At 56.4% G+C, this 16,959-nt stretch carries 12 protein-coding genes; 3 read left to right on the forward strand and 9 right to left on the reverse strand.

Annotated elements, in window-relative coordinates; genetic code table 11:
- Nucleotides 1–130: 130 nt before the first annotated feature.
- The 6 genes from NHH03_RS10795 to NHH03_RS10820 all read right to left on the reverse strand — a co-directional run bounded on the left by NHH03_RS10795 (nucleotide 131) and on the right by NHH03_RS10820 (nucleotide 7,440).
- Entirely contained in the window at nucleotides 131–1,786 is a 1,656-nt protein-coding gene (locus tag NHH03_RS10795; RefSeq protein ID WP_253155974.1) for a hypothetical protein, read from the reverse strand.
- On the reverse strand, nucleotides 1,787–2,554 hold the full coding sequence (locus tag NHH03_RS10800) for a glycosyltransferase family 2 protein (RefSeq protein WP_253155975.1): 768 nt from the start codon (nucleotides 2,552–2,554) through the stop codon (nucleotides 1,787–1,789). It lies immediately after the preceding gene.
- Between the two features lie 292 nt (nucleotides 2,555–2,846).
- Entirely contained in the window at nucleotides 2,847–3,665 is an 819-nt protein-coding gene (locus NHH03_RS10805; protein ID WP_253155976.1) for a Nif3-like dinuclear metal center hexameric protein, read from the reverse strand.
- A gap of 5 nt (nucleotides 3,666–3,670) precedes the next feature.
- Nucleotides 3,671–4,201 carry a translation initiation factor IF-3 gene (infC, locus tag NHH03_RS10810; protein ID WP_253155977.1) on the reverse strand — a complete coding sequence of 177 codons (531 nt, stop codon included), beginning with the start codon at nucleotides 4,199–4,201 and terminating at the stop codon, nucleotides 3,671–3,673.
- A gap of 281 nt (nucleotides 4,202–4,482) precedes the next feature.
- A complete protein-coding gene (locus NHH03_RS10815; protein WP_253155978.1) occupies nucleotides 4,483–4,773 on the reverse strand; it encodes an RNA-binding S4 domain-containing protein in 291 nt (96 codons plus the stop codon).
- Nucleotides 4,774–4,848: 75 nt separating this feature from the next.
- On the reverse strand, nucleotides 4,849–7,440 hold the full coding sequence (locus NHH03_RS10820; RefSeq protein ID WP_253155979.1) for a hypothetical protein: 2,592 nt from the start codon (nucleotides 7,438–7,440) through the stop codon (nucleotides 4,849–4,851).
- Between the two features lie 450 nt (nucleotides 7,441–7,890).
- Here NHH03_RS10820 and NHH03_RS10825 point away from each other — a divergent pair, with 450 nt between their 5' ends.
- From NHH03_RS10825 to NHH03_RS10835, 3 genes are read left to right on the forward strand one after another with little or no spacing between them, the layout of a single operon-like run.
- A complete protein-coding gene (locus NHH03_RS10825) occupies nucleotides 7,891–8,997 on the forward strand; it encodes a transporter (RefSeq protein ID WP_253155980.1) in 1,107 nt (368 codons plus the stop codon).
- Between the two features lie 36 nt (nucleotides 8,998–9,033).
- A complete protein-coding gene (gene dusB / locus NHH03_RS10830) occupies nucleotides 9,034–10,104 on the forward strand; it encodes a tRNA dihydrouridine synthase DusB (protein ID WP_253155981.1) in 1,071 nt (356 codons plus the stop codon).
- A 10-nt stretch (nucleotides 10,105–10,114) separates the two neighbouring features.
- Entirely contained in the window at nucleotides 10,115–11,011 is an 897-nt protein-coding gene (locus NHH03_RS10835) for a DUF2092 domain-containing protein (RefSeq protein ID WP_253155982.1), read from the forward strand.
- A 207-nt stretch (nucleotides 11,012–11,218) separates the two neighbouring features.
- On the opposite strand, the gene NHH03_RS10840 is transcribed toward NHH03_RS10835, so the two are convergent.
- Genes NHH03_RS10840 through NHH03_RS10850 form a run of 3 tightly spaced genes read right to left on the reverse strand, consistent with a single transcriptional unit; the run spans nucleotide 11,219 to nucleotide 16,929 of the window.
- Nucleotides 11,219–13,912 carry a VWA domain-containing protein gene (locus NHH03_RS10840; protein ID WP_253155983.1) on the reverse strand — a complete coding sequence of 898 codons (2,694 nt, stop codon included), beginning with the start codon at nucleotides 13,910–13,912 and terminating at the stop codon, nucleotides 11,219–11,221.
- A 35-nt stretch (nucleotides 13,913–13,947) separates the two neighbouring features.
- Entirely contained in the window at nucleotides 13,948–16,020 is a 2,073-nt protein-coding gene (locus NHH03_RS10845) for a vWA domain-containing protein (RefSeq protein ID WP_253155984.1), read from the reverse strand.
- A 3-nt stretch (nucleotides 16,021–16,023) separates the two neighbouring features.
- A complete protein-coding gene (locus NHH03_RS10850) occupies nucleotides 16,024–16,929 on the reverse strand; it encodes a DUF58 domain-containing protein (RefSeq protein WP_253155985.1) in 906 nt (301 codons plus the stop codon).
- Nucleotides 16,930–16,959: the final 30 nt, after the last annotated feature.

The raw sequence follows: 16,959 nt of genomic DNA on the forward strand, positions 1-16,959 counted from the left end.
GTTTAGCGCAACTTCAAAACTGACGCGTCGGGTTACCAAGAACCAATGCCCCATGCAAAATTGCAACGTCAAAGCGCAGGGGAGCATGAATTTCTAACCTGCATGACGTCCAATCTGACCGTGGCCTGATTCAATCGGACAGCATCTGACGATAGGCGTTCTGCAGATAGTCCAGCGGGTAAACGCAAAAAGAATGTTCACGACTGTTCCAAATCGCAGCGTCACGCAAGCGGCGATCCAAACGTGATCGATCCGCGTCAAGCTGCTGCTGAATCGGACTCAACTCGGCAGACAACTGCGCATTGAGCTGTGTGATTTCTTGGTGCCAGTCACTGCGCTGACCATGCGGCGGAATCGAGTCAAGCAACCGTTGTTTTTGAGAAAGCAACCGCTGTGACAGCAATCCTGAATCGGTGAACCGTTCGGGTTGGTATTGAAGATCCCGGAAGTTCCGCTGTAGATCTGCTTGCTGTTGCTTGATCTGTTCCATGGGCATGGTTTCGTGCCCGGGCAACAATACCGTCGCCGACATCACCATAAAATCCGGTGGATCCACTGCAAAGAAGGACCGGCTAATCAAATCACCCAACTGATCGTACTTGCCACCGCCGATGCCATGCAGAAACAGATCGCTCAACACCAACCGCGCATACATGGTGGTCACCAAAGCTCGGCTGCGGAGTTTGAATTCGGGGCTGGCCAGAGCGCCAAATGCATCGCCGGCCGACGGGGAATCAACCGCCGAGAGTTTACGATGCCGCTGACCGCGATCGGAGATTTCCATCACTGAACCGGCGTCTGAGATCCGCACCCAAACGCTTTGCCGCTGGGGCGACTGATTCCCATAAACCCAAAACGGCGCTTCGTACCAATCACCATCACGGGCCAAATTGGGCACCGGATGAGCGGTACTGCGGATGCCGTGGGCGCGACGAAACAGTTCGGCAGATCCGTTGTAGCATTCGTGAAAGCGAGGCAGATCACGCAAAATCATCATTGCGAACGACGCAAATGCTTCGCCACGACAGACAACACTCTGCGGAATTTCCAGCGTTTGCAGCCCCAGATCCGCCTCCAACCGGTGGCGGGCTTGGGCCAGTGCGCAGCCGGCATAGCCGCATCGCTGGATCGCTTCACGGGCGTGTTGCCACAATGGACCGACCATCGGATTGTCGATCAAACCAGCGATCTGGTTCCTCACTGAGCGATCGAAAGAGTCAAACAGTTCGCGATCGTGAATCAACGCCTGTTCGTACGGCACCCCGGCGCCGCGACTGTCGTAGGGTACGGCGCGAAACCCCAATTCACCATCAATTTGTTCAGCATCCATTTGCTCACCGTCGGATAACCGATGGGGAACCCGCACGCTGCTCGGCCCGGCGACGTCGCTATCGACGACCAAATTGATCGCAATGGAATTCGTGATGCTGCCGATTCGATCGAGTGCAAAATTTTTGAACCAGACCCCGGGATGGAATAGCGTGGGCTGATGACCGGCCATCACAATGGGCTGTCCAGTCGCCGGCGTAAAATCGACGTCGCGATAGGCCGACGTGTATCGTCTTGCGTCTCGCAGCAATTGCTGCCGAGCCGGCGCTCGCAGCGAAGCGATCTCGGCACCGTAGTTGGACGCGCGACCAACATTCTGCGCAATCAATTGCTCCGCAGCACCCAGCGCCGGTTCAATCAGACACTCGCCGTGAAGGCGCGGTGCCCGATAGTCCTGGAAGGCTGGCGGAGCGCCGACGCTCGGAGGAGAAGACTGATCACGGGTCATCGCTGTCATTCAACCGGCGTCGTGGGAACAGACTGAATCGCCGCTGGTGGCGTGAGTGACGTGCCGCCCCAGAGCGCACAATCGTGAGATCTCCGCGTCGATGACTTGGTTGTAGTGTTTCAGTCGTGTCTCGGCGTGATCGAGCGCGCCACCGAAGGAGCGTTCCAGATCTAGATAGATCAACGGCACCGCCATCTCAACCACCCGCAATCCCGACGCCGCCGCCTGGACCCACAGTTGCAACGGCATGGCATAGCCGGTGTCGGTGATCTCGAACTGCGCGAGTGCCTCGGCGCGGTACGCTTTAAACCCACAAAACGAATCTGTTAACTCCAAACCTAGACGGCGATTCAGATCGGCGGTGATCCGACGATTGATAAACATCCGCTCTTCTGGCGGTGCGTCGTCGCCTTCGAAGTGATGAAGGTAGCGACTGCCTGAAACGATGTCGGCCGAACGGGCCATGTCGATGAACGCGGGAATCCGTTTCGGTTGGTGCTGGCCATCGCAATCGAGCGTGACCACGCCCGCAAATCCATTTTGCCGCGTATAGTCGAACGCAGTTTGCAGCGCCGCTCCGTAGCCACGGTTCTTCGCATGCCGAATGACTTGCACATCGCTGCGGGCCGCCAATCGTTCAGCGGTCCCATCGGTGGATCCGTCGTCGACGACTAACACGTGGTCGGCATACTGGACCACTTTGTCCAGAATCTCGTCGACATAGTCCACTTCGTTGTAAACCGGTAGAGCGGCAAGCCATGTTTCGCGTTCTGACATCTCGTCTCCTAACACTTCATTCGATCTAAGGAAGCAGCACGGGGCCGTCGTGACCGCTTGTTGACAGAGTCTACCCGCCAAGCGATCGGGTCTTACAGCAATCTCTCGTTGGACGGCACCGTCGGGGCGGCCACACCGGCACCAAGCGTGAACGAATTGCGACAAAGCCATTCGTTTGCGGTTGGATCTGGTTGGGGCTTGGGACCAGATGCAAAAGCTGCGCCACAACGCCAAATTCCCGGTACATCGCCCCTCACAGGCTGCACTCTGACAGGATACCGAAGCATCAAGTCTATTCCGCAACCACTTGAATGGGGTCCGATTCGCAGCGACTCGGCCAGATTGACAGTCCGGGTAACGCACTGGCAATCTGATCCGCCAAAATCTCCATCGCGAAACGTTCGCTGTGATAGTGCCCCAGCAATCCTAGGACCATCCCCAACGATTCGGCTTCCAAACAGTTGTGAAAGGTTGCCTCGCCGGTGATCAGTAGTTCGCAACCATGGCGATCGGCGGCGGCGACAAACGATCCGCCACTGCCACAGGCGAATCCGATTTTGGTGACCAATTTGTGCAGCGGGCCGACGGCACGCAGCGGAACGCTGGAACCGACATGCCGGTGGCACTGGCGAATCACGTCTACCGCAGCAGTCGCGACCGGTAGCGATCCAAAACGGCCACTGCCCAGTCGGTTGCCGGAAAGCTCGGTGGCGGTGACATCAGGATCAAGCAACGGACGGATTGCCGTCAGTCCTAGTGATTCGGCCCACTGTTGATTGATTCCGCTAGCCGCCGAATCAAATGCGGTGTGGGCGCTATAGACAGCGATTCCGGCACCGGCCAACCGCCACAACATCCGCCCGGTAACACTGTCGCAGTTGATTCGAGCAAGCGGTCGGAACGGAAGCGGGTGATGGGCAACGATCAGGCCTGCGCGTTGCTCGATTGCTTCGTCGACGACCGCGGGCGTGATCGTCAGGCAGGTCATCACACGATCGACCAGCTGAGATCGATCGCCTAGCAGCAACCCGACATTGTCCCATGACTCTGCCAGCGCCAACGGTGCAAGCTGGGCGAGCGTTTGGCAGAGCGCATCAAGGGAAACGGTCATCGGCCTTAACGCGGAGCGATCATACAGATCATTCGTCGACCATGCTGTTGCGGAGCGGTTTCGACTTTGCCGACTTCGTCTAGCAATTCGATCACTTGCTGCATGACCTTTCGCCCCTCTTCGATGTGAGCCATTTCACGGCCACGAAACAGGACGCTGACCTGAACTTTATCCTTGTGTTCCAAGAACTTTTCGGCCCGACGGATCTTGGTGCGAATGTCTTCGTCACCCGTCTTGGGGCGCAACCGAATCTCTTTTGTCTTGGTGTGACTTTGATTTCGATTGGTTTTTTTGTTCTTGTCGTATTTGTATTTGCCGTAATCCATGATTCGGCAAACCGGTGGTCGCTCATTCGGGGCGACTTCGACCAAGTCTAACCCGACATCACGCGCCCGTTCCAAGGCGTCTTCTGTCGAGATGACTCCGAGCTGCTCGCCGGTTTCGCTAACAACGCGAATAGGCGAGATACGGATATTGGTGTTAATGCGAACAGTGTCGCGGTTTTCTGGTTGATGGTTTCTTCGTGCCAACGCCACTAAAAAATACTTCTCCTGCCGGTGGGCATTCCGGACATCGATTGAAAAAAGGTTCCGTGGGGGGAATTCGAAATCAAACACGATTCCGACACTCTGCCCGCGGGGCGCCCCATCTTGCTTGAACGGCCAAGCGATTTGGTGCGCATCGTCTAGTTCACCGAAGTGAAACTAACCCAGAATAGCGGAAAATTCGCCGCCGCTGTAATTCTCGGTTGGCGCAGTATCGAACGCTGGCTCGGCGAGCGTCAACACTGAATCGGGTCGAAACACCTAGATTTCGCCTAACAGTCAAAAAACGACTCGTCTAGCGTCACTTGCTGCCCCATCGTCTCCACACAATCGCCCAAAAAGAGCTGTTTTCGCCGCCGGGTTTCGACTTGGCCGTTGACCGATACCTGACCGTCCTGAATCCAGATCTTGGCTTGACCACCGGTTCCCACCAGTCCGGCGCGTTTGAGCACATCGTCCAGCCGCATCATCCGCGGTGCTTCGCCGCCAGTCTCGGCCGGTGAATCTGTCTCGGCGGGACGTTCAGGCGGCGTGGTCGGATTTTCTGGTTCAGCGGGTTCCAAGATCGATGCCTATTGCGAGTGCGGTTGTTACCGCCAAGCCTAGCCGATCGTCGGTCAATTGAAAGTCACACAGCATTAGGCGGCTTGGCGGTCATCGTCGCCTAAATCGAGAATCGCCGCGCGGTCGCGTCGCAATTGACGAATCGTTGCGGTCTGCTGATGGATCTCGTCCTGTAGTTCTCGGATCGTCGACTGGGCCCGTTCGTTGGCCTCCAAACTGGCTTCGTGCTCACTGCTGACACGTCGCAGGTGAGTGATCAAATCCGCGGTTTTGGACTCCAGCAACTCGTTGTCGGACCGCAATTGTGGCAATTCGATCAATTGCAATTCCACCTTTTCGCTCAGCGTCGCTAGGCGTGTTTCTAATTCCTGATTGGTTTCCGCCAGTGTGTCGCACATCTCGTTGGATTTAGACAACCGCTGTTGTGTGACGGCAAGTTGTTGGCTGGTGGCGTCCAGATCTGCAACCTGGTCGCGCACCCGCAGCAATTCCTCACGCTGTTCAGCAAAGGCGCGGGTTTGCAGGTCGCTTTGGACCTTTAATTCGCCGACGTCTCGGCTGCGCAGATGCAATTGTTTCTCCAGATCCGCAACCGAACCGAACCGCAATTTCAAATCTGCCATCTCGTCTTCGCGCTGCTGCAATTCGATGGCCAGACGATCGGCATGCTGCTGTGCCTGATCCAACAGCTCTTGTCGGGCGGCGTGATCACCGCTCAAGGCATCATAGCGGTTTCGCAGAGCGGCAAGTTCACGCTCGTCCTCTCGCAGCGATTCAATTTCACAATCTTGATCGTTCAAACTCGCTCGCAAACCGGCTTCGGTTCGCTGTCGCTCGGACAGCTGCTGGGCCAGTGATTCGTTTTCTTGTTGCAGCACCGTGACAGAGTCACTGATCAGGGTCAGCTCGGCGATCGTGGCGTCACGCCAGCTGATTTCCAATTCGATGGCATCGATCGTCGATCGGCTCGATTCCAATTCCTGGTTCAACGCGACCACTTGCGTTTCCGCGTCGGCCAGTGCTTCGCAGCGCTGGGTCAGCGCACTGATCTCTTCATCTCGATCACGCACCTGCGAGGTCAACTGTTCCAGGGCCTCGGCGTTGGCCTGCAAATCGTCGCTGAGGGATTGCTTTTCCGCTTCCAGCTGTTCGATGATCTCCAATCGCTGATTCAATTCATCGATGGTCTGGTCACTGTCGGTCAACTGAGCCGTCAATTGTTCGATCGTGTCCAAACTTTCCTCGACGCGTTGAATCAGCGCCGCCGTTTCGTCTTGCAGCGGGTCGATCACTTCGCAGCGTTGGGAAAGATCTGCGATTCGAGTTGTTTTCTCACTCAGTTTGGCTTCCAGATCCGAGCGAATTGTGCGTTCCAAATCGGCCTGTTCGTGGGCCGATTCCAAATCCAATTGTTGTTGCTGGAGTTCTTCTTGCAGTTGTTCGATCTGTTCCAGCTCGGTCGTTTGCAAGCCGATTTTTTCTCGCAGCGATTCGATCAGACGATCGCGGTCGATCAATTCCTCGCTCAACGAACGGATCTGTTTTTCCAGCGTGTCCAGTTCGTCGCGGACCGTCGCATCATCATGGGTTTGCCGCTCGAGCTCGGCGATGCGTATCTGTTTTTCTTCAATCAGATCCGCCAAGCGTTCATTTTGATCGGCCGTTCGCTCGGCTTGATCGAGTGCTCCAGCGAGTTGCTGTTGCATGGTTTCGACGCTGCACAGCACCGACGTGTATTTACGCTGTGCTTCATCGCGTTGATGTTGCACACCGTCAAGCATCTGCAACTCCTCTTCGAGTTCTTCGACACGGTTTTGACGTTGCTGAAACGAATCGTTCAGATCATCCAATTGTGTTTGTAGGGTTTCGATCGTGCCGCCACGGGCCTCGACCAACGCTTGCGCGGCGGTCAATTCCGTTTGCACGCCTTCCAATTCTTGCTGCAATTGATCCGAACTCGCTTGACGCGTCTCGAGTTCAGACTGCAGCTGTTCGATTTGCAATTGGTGTTTTTCATCGGCGGTCGAATCCGAGTCGACCGACTGGTCCGCGACCTGTTCGGTGAGTGTTTGGATCTGCTGCCCCAACGATTGAATCTCGGATGCTTGCGCCTCGTTGGTCGTGGTCAACGATTGAATGATGTCCGCCTGTCGAGCAAGCTCGGCCTCGGATTCATTGGCTGCGTCTTCCTTGCACTCAAGCTGCTCTTGGGCGGCGGTCTTTTCGGCCAGCAACTGTTCGACGCGCAGCGACGCGGCGTCCAATTCTTGCTGTAGCGACAGTCCCTGCTGGTGAGCCTGCTGCAATTCCTCTTGCAGGGCCGCAGTGTCCACTTGCTGCGCGGTGTCGTCTTGAGAAGCGTCATGTTGGACCGACTCGTCGAGCGCCGATTGCAATTGTTCTTGTTGTTCACGCAGCGAAGCCATTTCTTCGTAGGCACGCTGCAAATCACCGCCTTGTTCCTCAAGTGCCTGTGTCAACGATCGGACTTCGTCGTCTTGATCGGTCGATGCACCACCAGCGGCGGCAAGTTGGTCTTCGAGCTCTTTGATTCTGGCTTCATCGCCACTGGAATCGCGGTACCACAGCAGATTCCCAATCGCTAAACCGGCCGCAACGAACGCGAAAAACGAGATGACCGGTATTCCAAATACAATATTACTCATCAGTCGGATCCGTCCTGCGTCGATTGCCAACCGCCTGCCGGATCAACAATCGAGAAACACGATTGGGTGGCAGGCTGCTGGGATGATGCTGTGAAAGTGGTTTCCCGTCCATGGAAACCGGGTGCGGTGTAATGACACCATCATGGGGCTATATCACAGCAGAGCAGTGCGCGTCGAGCCGAATAATTTCGGGCCGCTTCGAATTTCGACGACCAATTGTTGGAGTTCAACCTTCAGATTGCCCAGCACGGACTGTCGCTGGTGGATTGGGGCGGACACGCTGAAGCGTGAACTCCAACGGTGGATGGCGCCGTCCGCCGCTGGGAGTTTGCCGGTCGTAGTGGTACGGCGTTCACATCTCGGTCTGCTTGTGCAGTCGACGGATTCGTCCGATTGAATCAGTGGATACCGTGATACCGTGACCACTGGCCCTGTTTTGATGCGATTTCTATGCCCACTGCAAATCAATCGATTCCAAACCGATGCCTTCGGACAGGGATTCGCTGCGCTGGCCCAGCGGCGGCATGGCTGATCGCTGGATTGCTCTGGGCCGTCACCCTGTCCTCACCGGCCTTGGCCGACCAGCCGGGACGCAAATCACTGGCCGATAAACATGGGCCGGCAGGAATCATGGGCGACCACTTGCACCACAAAGGCGAGTGGATGGTCGAGTACAAGTACATGAACATGTACATGGAAGACAATCGGGTAGGCGAAGACACGGTCAGTGACTCCCAGGCGATCGCCTACGGTGCGACCAGCAACCCGGTCACCAATCGCGGCGCCACCCCAACGCAGATGACCATGGAAATGCACATGGCGCACATCATGTACGGATTGAATGATGATGTGACGCTGTACACGATGCTGATGCTGCCTAGTTTGACGATGGACCACATTCGTGGGCCGATGAATCCCGCCGGCGCTGGGACGGAATTCACGACGCACAATAGCGGTTTCGGTGACACCACCCTGGGTGCGTTACTGCGGCTGTACAGCACCGAACGCTGCGACTGGATTTTGAACTTGGGTGGTTCCATTCCAACCGGGGACATTTTCCGCACCAGTGACGCGCCGACCGGCGGCATGGTGTCTCAACCCTTGCCCTACCCGATGCGTTTGGGAAGCGGCACCTTCAATGCTCGTCCGGGATTGACGGTCAAATACTTTGCCAACCACTGGAGCTGGGGTGGTCAGGTTCAGACCGACTTGCCGATGGGCAAGAATTATCGCGATTATCGACTCGGTGCCGAACTTCGCTTGAATTCCTGGACCCAGTACCTGATCAACGACTACGTGGCCCTGTCGTGGCGTGGCGAACACATCTGGCGTGACAACATCGACGGCGCCGACCCGCAAACGCCCGATGCAATGATCAGCACCAATGTCGAAAGTTTCCGCGGCGGATACTGGTACAACATGGGCTTCGGCACCCAGATTCTCTGGAAAAGCAACTATTTCAACGCCGAAATCGTGCCGACGCTGGGACAGGATTTGGACGGGATTCAGTTAGAGACGGACTACTCGATCATTGCCAGTTGGTCGCGGGCGTTTTAGAGTGACGGTGTTTCTACACTCACTTTTCGCTCAGCCATGTCGCGTTCCTTTCCTCCGCCCGGATTCTACATCGGTGATCTGCTGGTAGATCCACCGATCTTGCAAGCGCCCATGGCTGGGTTCACCAATGCGGCGTTCCGCCAAATGGTGCGTGAATACGGCGGCGTCGGCCTGATTGCGACGGAGATGGTCAACGCCCGTGGCTTCGTCTGGATGGACAAGAACGTCGCCGAACATCCCGAACGGTTGTGGGGCGTTGCCGAAGAGGCGCGTCCGCTGGCCGTCCAAATCTGGGACAATGACCCGACAACGATGGCGACTGTCGGCCGCCGGTTGGTCCAGGAATACCAGGTCAGCGTGGTCGACATCAATTTCGGCTGCCCCGTCCGCCGGGTGACCGAGAAAGCCCACAGCGGTAGCTACTTGCTGAACAACCCCGGCCGAATGTTCGAGATCATCTCGGGACTCGTCCAGGCCTGTGCCCCGACACCGGTCACCGCCAAGATTCGTCTAGGGTGCAACCCGGATTCGATCAATTGCAACGAAATCGCACGGGTCGTGGAGGAGGCCGGTGCAGCAGCATTGACGGTTCACGGCCGCACCGCCAAAGACATGTTTCGAGGCCGCGCCGATTGGGATCGTATCAGCGAGATCAAATCCCATTTGAAATCGATCCCTTTGATCGGCAATGGCGATTTAGACACTGCCGAAAAAGTCGTTCATGCCTTCCAAAACTACGACGTCGACGGGGTGATGATTGCTCGCGCCTGCTTGGGACGGCCGTGGTTGTTTGCCCAGTCCGCCGCAGCTCTCCGCGGCGAACCCATCCCCCCGGAACCGACACTCCCCGAACAACGTCAATGCATGATGCACCACTATGAATTGGTCAAGGAACGTTTCGGCGAAGAAAAAGGCACGATCCTGATGCGGAAGTTCGCCTGCTGTTATGCACAAGGCAAATACGGAGCAAGACATTTTCGCACGCACGTCGCATCCGTCTCCAGCGCTGCCGAATTTTACCGTGTCGTCGAGGAGTATTTCCCGATGAAAACCAAGGAAGAAATTCGAGCCGAAGCGGAAGCCGAAAGCGTCAATTCCACAAACTAGCCGTCTAGTCATGCCGTATTCCCACCATCCATCTCGACCGTTTATCGCGCTAATGATGTGTGTCTGCTGTTGCGGACACACAGCGATCGCTCAACAAGATAAACCTGCAGATCAAGATCCTGTTGCCGCTGCCGACGATGCTGCCGACGATGTTGCCGACGACGCGCCAGCCCCCGACCCGCTGACCGAGCAGGCGATCGAGGCACTTGCGCCGCTGCTGGATCAAATCGTCACCGCAAAATCGTCACGTTCCACAGTGGAACTGTCGGTCGACACGGTGGTCGATGGCGCCGTCATCAGCAGCCAAACGTCGATCTATCAAATCGCTTCGACCGCACCCGGTTCATTCACGATCTATCTGAAAGAGGATGCACGACGGACTCGGATTTACTGTGACGGCAAGACCGCCACGATCGCGCTTTCGACCACCGCCTACACGACCCTGGATGCTCCGATTCCGATGCAACGCGCGGTGTTCGAATTGCCGGTCCCGATGGGCGCCTATCCAGAACCCGTGCTTGCACTGACGCTGGCCGGTGTGGATCCCAAACTGACGTTGACCACTGGAATGAAATCCGTACGGTTGGTCGACCGTGAAAAATTTCGCGGGGAAACACCGGCGGTTCACTTCACCGCCGTGCAAGACGATGACGTCAAATGGGACCTGTGGATGACCCAAGACAAAGTCCCGCAACCGTTGCGACTCTTGGTTGACCTGTCGGACATGTTGCGTGCCAACGGCGGATTGGATTTGCCAGCCGGCTACCGATACTTGTTACGATTCGATTTTAAATCTTGGCGTATCAATCAAGAAAACGATCCATCGCTGTACCAATACAAACTTGTGGAAGGTGCCGAAAAATTCGATTCAATCGCCGACTTTCACAACGCCCAGCAACAGCCCTAACGGGGACTTCTCTTGAAGTTGCGCATTTGCGTGAGTCATTGTTGATTGGTAATTTGCGTGAGTCATTGTTTGTTGGTAACCCAACGCGCCAGCGAGGGATCCCGTTGGTGCGTGAAATCCTTCGCTCACGCATACTGGCGGCGGCATAGGTTGGCAGAATTCTGACCGCATGAATTCTGGCGGCCCAGCTACGAAACGGATCGTTCCCTACGCCGTCAATTCGATGCGTCGTAGCGCAACATCCACCACAAACAATGACATCGCCGCCATCAACAACCACGGCCACAACGGCATCGGCTGGCGAGCGGTCGTCGGATCAGGGTCGGCGATCGATTGTGGTGTGGGGTCGTAACGTCCGCCACTGACCGTTGCGATCCGCCGCAGTGTCGATTCAGAGGTCGGCAACAACCGCAATTCATCGGAGTAACCGACGGTGATGCCACGTGAGGAACGCTGGGTGGTGCCACTGGATCGCGTTTGTGCCAAATCCAAGTGATAGGCACCACGGCGGTCGGTTTTGATCTGAGCTTCGAATCGCCCGGGCGCCGTCTGTTGCATCTCAATTTTCTTGCGACCAAGCCCTGGATCGATCAGCGTCAATTCGGTTGTTGCATTTTCAATGAACGCACCATCTTGATCGACCGAATCCAATGAGACAGATGTGGTTTCGCCGTCGCGGCGGACGTCCACAAAGACCCCACGGTTGTCATCTTTCCGCATCGCATGACGAATGATCTGAGCCCAAAAGGGACCAAAGTCCGGCCAGGCCAGCCATTCGCCGGCCCAGCGATTTTTGGCATCACTCGTGAACGCCACCGACATCCCCAACCCATACCGCCACCATGCCAACAGTGGATCACCGGACTCGCTGGCCAAGATGAATTCAGCGGTGGGCTTGGGACGAGTGACGACATAGCCCAGCAACAATGGCGACAAATCTAAATCGATCCCATCCAGGACGGCCGTCGGCCGAACGGTCTGGGCGGTGAATGGCAACTCGTTGATCGCCGACTTACTGGCTTCCACCGTTTCCTTGGCAAACACCTGAGGCACGGCGTCGGGGGAGTCACAGAAATAATAGCGCCCGCCGCCGATCTGTGCCAATTCTTCCAACAAATCTTCGCTGGCACCTTGGCCGAGTGCAACGGTCGACAACGTGATGCGATTGGCCGACATGTCGGACGCGGCGCCTTGAAAATCACCCGGCGACGAGACACCGTCGGTCATCAGGATCACATGTTTTAGTTTTGCCGTCGCAGCGCGAAGCGCCTCCAACGCATCAGCCATGCCCGGATACATGTTGGTCCCCCCGGAAGCTTCGATCGTGCTGATCGCGTCGATGATCTGGCCTTTGTCCGCAGTCGACCGCAGTTCCGACACCGTGTAGGCAGCGCCATCAAACGCGATCACGCCGATCGAATCGCGAGGTCCCAGCAATTCAACGGCGGCGCGAGCAGCGTCTTTTGCCAATTCAATTTTTTGCCCTCCCATCGATCCGCTCTTGTCGATCACCAACATCATTGCCAACGATGGTTTCTCGCGTTCCTTTTCAAAGTTGCTGCGAACCGGCAAGATTTCTTCGACCTGGGTACGATAGTATCCGCCAAGCCCAAATGACTGGTCGCCGCCCAACATCACCAATCCGCCGCCCAGCTCTTTGACATAAATCCGAATCAAATCCATCTGCCGCATGGTCATCGCCGTTGCCGGAACATTTGACAGGATCAAACATTCATAGCCTTGGATTTCAGTCAGATCGTTGGGGATACCAGCTGGCGGTCGAACTTCGACATCGATCGATTGTTCGTCCAACGCCCAACGCAGCGAATCGGTTTGATCAATGTCTGGATCCACCAACAGCACCCTTGGCCGACCTTGCGCATAGACAACTGTTTCCGATTCGTTATTGTCCAGCAGCGTGTCCTCGAATCCACGCAGGCGGGCGGCGAATGATTCCTGGCGTTTGCCCAGGACCGTTTGCCGAAATCGAAAACTGTTTTCACCCTTTTTTATTTTGACCGGCTTGGGGTCGTCGTCACCAATTTGGATATCGCCGCGATACAGATCGATGTACCCCTCGGTGTCCCGATTGCTGCTGACGACAACTTCGACATAAAACGGTTGTCCCTGGCGGACTTGGGTGGGTGCATCGACACGGGTCAGTTGAACTTCCGGTTCACTGCGAGTCGGCAACGGAACGGTCCAGATTGGCACGCCGCCCTCGGATGCTGTGGCGATCGGATCACCACCGTCTGTCGCGTTGCCATCGCTTAACAAAACCACCCGACGAACTCTCGATGGTGGCATCGACGCAATCGCGGTCCGCACGGCCGCATCCAGATCCGTGCCGCGTCGCTCAGCCGCGTTGTCTGGATTCACCGTCGTTGTTTCTTGGGGCGACGGCTGGTCCGAATCGGCGAGTGCATCGGGATCTATTTCCCCGGTTTCTTCGGCAATAACGTTGTTCCCCTCGTTTGACTCGGAATCCTCTTCTGCTGGCTTCTGTGCCGCATCGTCGTTGGCGGGTTGATCCTGGTCGCCGGTCCACTGCTGAGTCAATTGTTGGGGGCGGCGATCAAATTCCAAGAATCGAACGTCCATCTCCGCCTGCTCGGCCGCCTTGATCGCTTGTCCCAAAAACGTGTTGGCCTGGTCACGTGCGGCGGCATCAATGCTCTCGCTGCGGTCGATCGCAAACACGACCATCTGTTTGTCGGTTTGACGCATCAGCACCGGTCCGGCCAACGCGGCGACCAACAGGGCCAACACCAATCCGCGAACGATCAAGGACAGTCGTTTTTGCCAGACCGGGAAATCGCTTAACGAGCGCATGTGGTACCAGATCAACAGCGGGATCGCTGGGATCAAGGCGTACAACCAAGGAAAATCTGACCACTGCACTGCAACCGTTCCCAAAAAGAAATGAATTCCTTGACTCAGGCCACCACACGTCGTTGAAACAAAGCCCACTCGGTGATCACCAATCCGGTCGCTGCCAAGATCAAATAGAACCATGGTGAACGTCCCGCCGGCGGCAACGCAGCCGTTTCACTGGTCTGCATTTGGGGCACCCGTAAATCGCTCTCGTTTGCATCGGACAGATTCACCGCGATCAGAGTTCCGGCGGCGTCATCCTCCTCGGCTGTGGCAACGGTGTCAGCACCCTGTGACGCATCGGGTTCGGTCTCCGCGGCATTCCCTTGCGTGGTTTGCGATCCCGTCTGATCCGTGGTCAGTCGATAGATCCCGACGGCGGCTAGCGGTCCCAATCGGGCTCGATTCTTGGCTACCGTGACGATCGACCGCTGGCCCGATGGTGCAACCAACCCAGCGGACGCCGAAGCCGCGGATGATTGTGCGGCAATGTCCCAGGGCACGTCAGAAGTTTGGCCGGTCGCCAACGCCGGTCGAATCTCGCCGGTTTCGCGAAAGAACCAGTTCATGGCGTTGGTCATCAACACCGGAAACGCGATCCGCAGCGGCAGGTCGCTAGAATCCAAATCCGACGCCAACAACAAGACGCGGCCTTCGTTTCGTTCCACAGAAACACAAACGCGCGCACCACTGGCGGTTTCCAACAACGTCGTCGGCGTACCCAACGCCTCGTTGACCTCCAGATCCCGTCCGCCAGCCAAGATCACGTTTTGCAACTGCACATGCCGTAACAGCGGAGATTGTTTTTCTTGTTTGGCGATGATCGGGTTTTCGATCGCTTCCCCTAATTGCCACGCCGGTTGTTTATCGTCGCCAATTGCCGGCCCCGCTTTCGGTACATCAACAAACAACACCGGACCGTCGGGAATCTGGTCCGGCACGTGGTTGGCGAACACCGTCAAACGCGTGGTCGGTTCGCTGATTTCATCGTCGCCGAGGATGCGAACCAACGGAATCGACTGCAACACCCGGCGCATGTAATAGGAATCGGACTGATCCCCCACGACCAGATGCACCGGAATCTCATTCCGCCGCGGCAAAATAGCCCGTGCGGTGTTGTCAACGATCAGCGCGTCGTCATGCTTGATTTCACCGCTTAACACACCGCCGGCTTGCGAGGTGCCATCGATCTGTTTGCGAAACGAAGCATCGGCCTCTATTTCCAGCGGGATCACATCCACCAATTCCTCATCCAATCGCAACGTCAATCGCGTCTCCACCGCGGCATCCGAAAAATTCCGGACTTCGACTAGCAACGAATATCCGATCGGATCAACCGTGGAACGCCGAACTTGAAACGTGGTGATGGCGACGTTGTCCTGTGATCGTCCGACTTGAATCCAACGGACATCCTTGCCCAGCAATTGCTGCCGCGATGTCGATGCAGCGTCCAGGTCAACATCCTCGGGAAGATCGTCCAGCAGTTCATCGCTGGAATCATCGCTGGCCGATGAAGCGACCGCTTCCAACGCATCACGATCTGGGACTCCGCCGTCGCTGAAAACCACAATTCGACGTTTTTTGTCATCGCTGGCCAGACGTCTCGCAGCGGCAATCCCATCCGCAATTCGGGTCGGACCGTCCGTCGGCGTGATCGTCCCCAGGGCCTCCTGAACCGTCGGGGCAAAATCCGACATGCCGACAACGACACGGACGCTGTTACCGGCGGTGACCAGTGCAATGTTGTCGCCGTTACGCAGAGTGCCCGCCAAATCGGTGGCTTGAACGATTGCCTGTTGCAGTCGTGATTGACCGGTTTGCGGATCAACCGCTTGCATGCTGGCGGAATTGTCGACGACCAGGATCAAATCTTGACCACTGTCCTGCTGGGAATTCCACAACGGATCAGCCAGTGCAAATCCGATCAACCCGACAAGAGCCAACTGCAGCAACAACGAAACCCAGTGCCGTAGATTCTGCCACAGCGAACGTTGCCGCTTTTGCTCGAACACTTGATCCCAAAACAGCAACGTCGAAACCGGTCGCCGTCGCAGTCGCGTTTTGAGGATATAGAACAGAATGATCGGCAGCGCTGCGAGCAACCAGATCAATTGGCTGGGTGATGCAAGTGACATGGTTTACCCCACCGCCGCGGCGCGCATCATTTTCAACAACACGGCATCAAAGGGAATGTCCGTGGTCGCACGCGTGTGCGCCAAACCGTGATTTCGACAATACGTTTCAATGTCTGCGATGAAAGTGGCAAACAGCTGTTTGTACTGCCGCAATTTGCGTTCGGTCACGGTGACTTTCTTCTCCGTCCCCGATTCGCAATCGACCAATTGCACATCGCCCAACAGGTCTGGATTCGCTTCGCTGCGGGTGTGAATTTGAATCACATGCGGTTCGAATTGGGCATATCGCAAGCGGTCAACGCCTTCGCGAAATCCATCTTGATCGAACAGATCGCTGATCACAATTGCCAATCCAGTTCGAGGCGCGCGGGCGACAAATTCACCGACACTGCGTTTCAGATCGGTTCGCTGGCCGCTGCATTGCAAGCCTTCCAAAAACCGCAGCACGCTCAAAATCTGGTCTTTGCCGCGGATCAATGGCATCGTTGACTGGATTCCGTCGGCGTAAGCACAAATCGAGACGCGATCCAAATCGGCCAGCGCAATGTAGGCCAGCGCCGCAGCGATTTGACGAGCCAGTGTGAATTTCGGTGGGTCCTGCGAGGCGTTTGCCGATGAAGTTCCCGCTGCCGCTTGAACATCCATACTCTGCGACGCATCCAGCAACAAATAGACGTGTAAATCCTCTTCTTCCTGAAAGCGTTTCAACAACAGATCGCCATGCCGGGCATAGACGTTCCAGTCTAAATAACGCAAATCATCGCCGTGCATGTATTCGCGGTGATCGGAAAACTCGATTCCACCACCGGTCTGCATCGTCCGCCGCTGAGCCAGCAATTGACCTTGAAACATCCGCTTGCTGAGCAGCGAAAGGTATTCAAGCTGTTTTAGAAAATCAGAATCGAACATGGATGATTGATCTGCGGGAATGGATCCGAC

The organism is Stieleria tagensis, assembly GCF_024129865.1.
Lineage (GTDB): Bacteria > Planctomycetota > Planctomycetia > Pirellulales > Pirellulaceae > Stieleria > Stieleria tagensis.

What these genes read in the sequence shown, in the direction of transcription:
- dusB (WP_253155981.1), top strand. Translation starts at nt 9,034, where the DNA reads ATGTCGCGTTCCTTTCCTCCGCCCGGATTCTACATCGGTGATCTGCTG.
- NHH03_RS10835 (WP_253155982.1), top strand. Translation starts at nt 10,115, where the DNA reads ATGCCGTATTCCCACCATCCATCTCGACCGTTTATCGCGCTAATGATG.
- NHH03_RS10800 (WP_253155975.1), bottom strand. Translation starts at nt 2,554, where the DNA reads ATGTCAGAACGCGAAACATGGCTTGCCGCTCTACCGGTTTACAACGAA.
- NHH03_RS10795 (WP_253155974.1), bottom strand. Translation starts at nt 1,786, where the DNA reads ATGACAGCGATGACCCGTGATCAGTCTTCTCCTCCGAGCGTCGGCGCT.
- NHH03_RS10820 (WP_253155979.1), bottom strand. Translation starts at nt 7,440, where the DNA reads ATGAGTAATATTGTATTTGGAATACCGGTCATCTCGTTTTTCGCGTTC.
- NHH03_RS10805 (WP_253155976.1), bottom strand. Translation starts at nt 3,665, where the DNA reads ATGACCGTTTCCCTTGATGCGCTCTGCCAAACGCTCGCCCAGCTTGCA.
- NHH03_RS10825 (WP_253155980.1), top strand. Translation starts at nt 7,891, where the DNA reads ATGCCCACTGCAAATCAATCGATTCCAAACCGATGCCTTCGGACAGGG.
- NHH03_RS10850 (WP_253155985.1), bottom strand. Translation starts at nt 16,929, where the DNA reads ATGTTCGATTCTGATTTTCTAAAACAGCTTGAATACCTTTCGCTGCTC.
- NHH03_RS10845 (WP_253155984.1), bottom strand. Translation starts at nt 16,020, where the DNA reads ATGTCACTTGCATCACCCAGCCAATTGATCTGGTTGCTCGCAGCGCTG.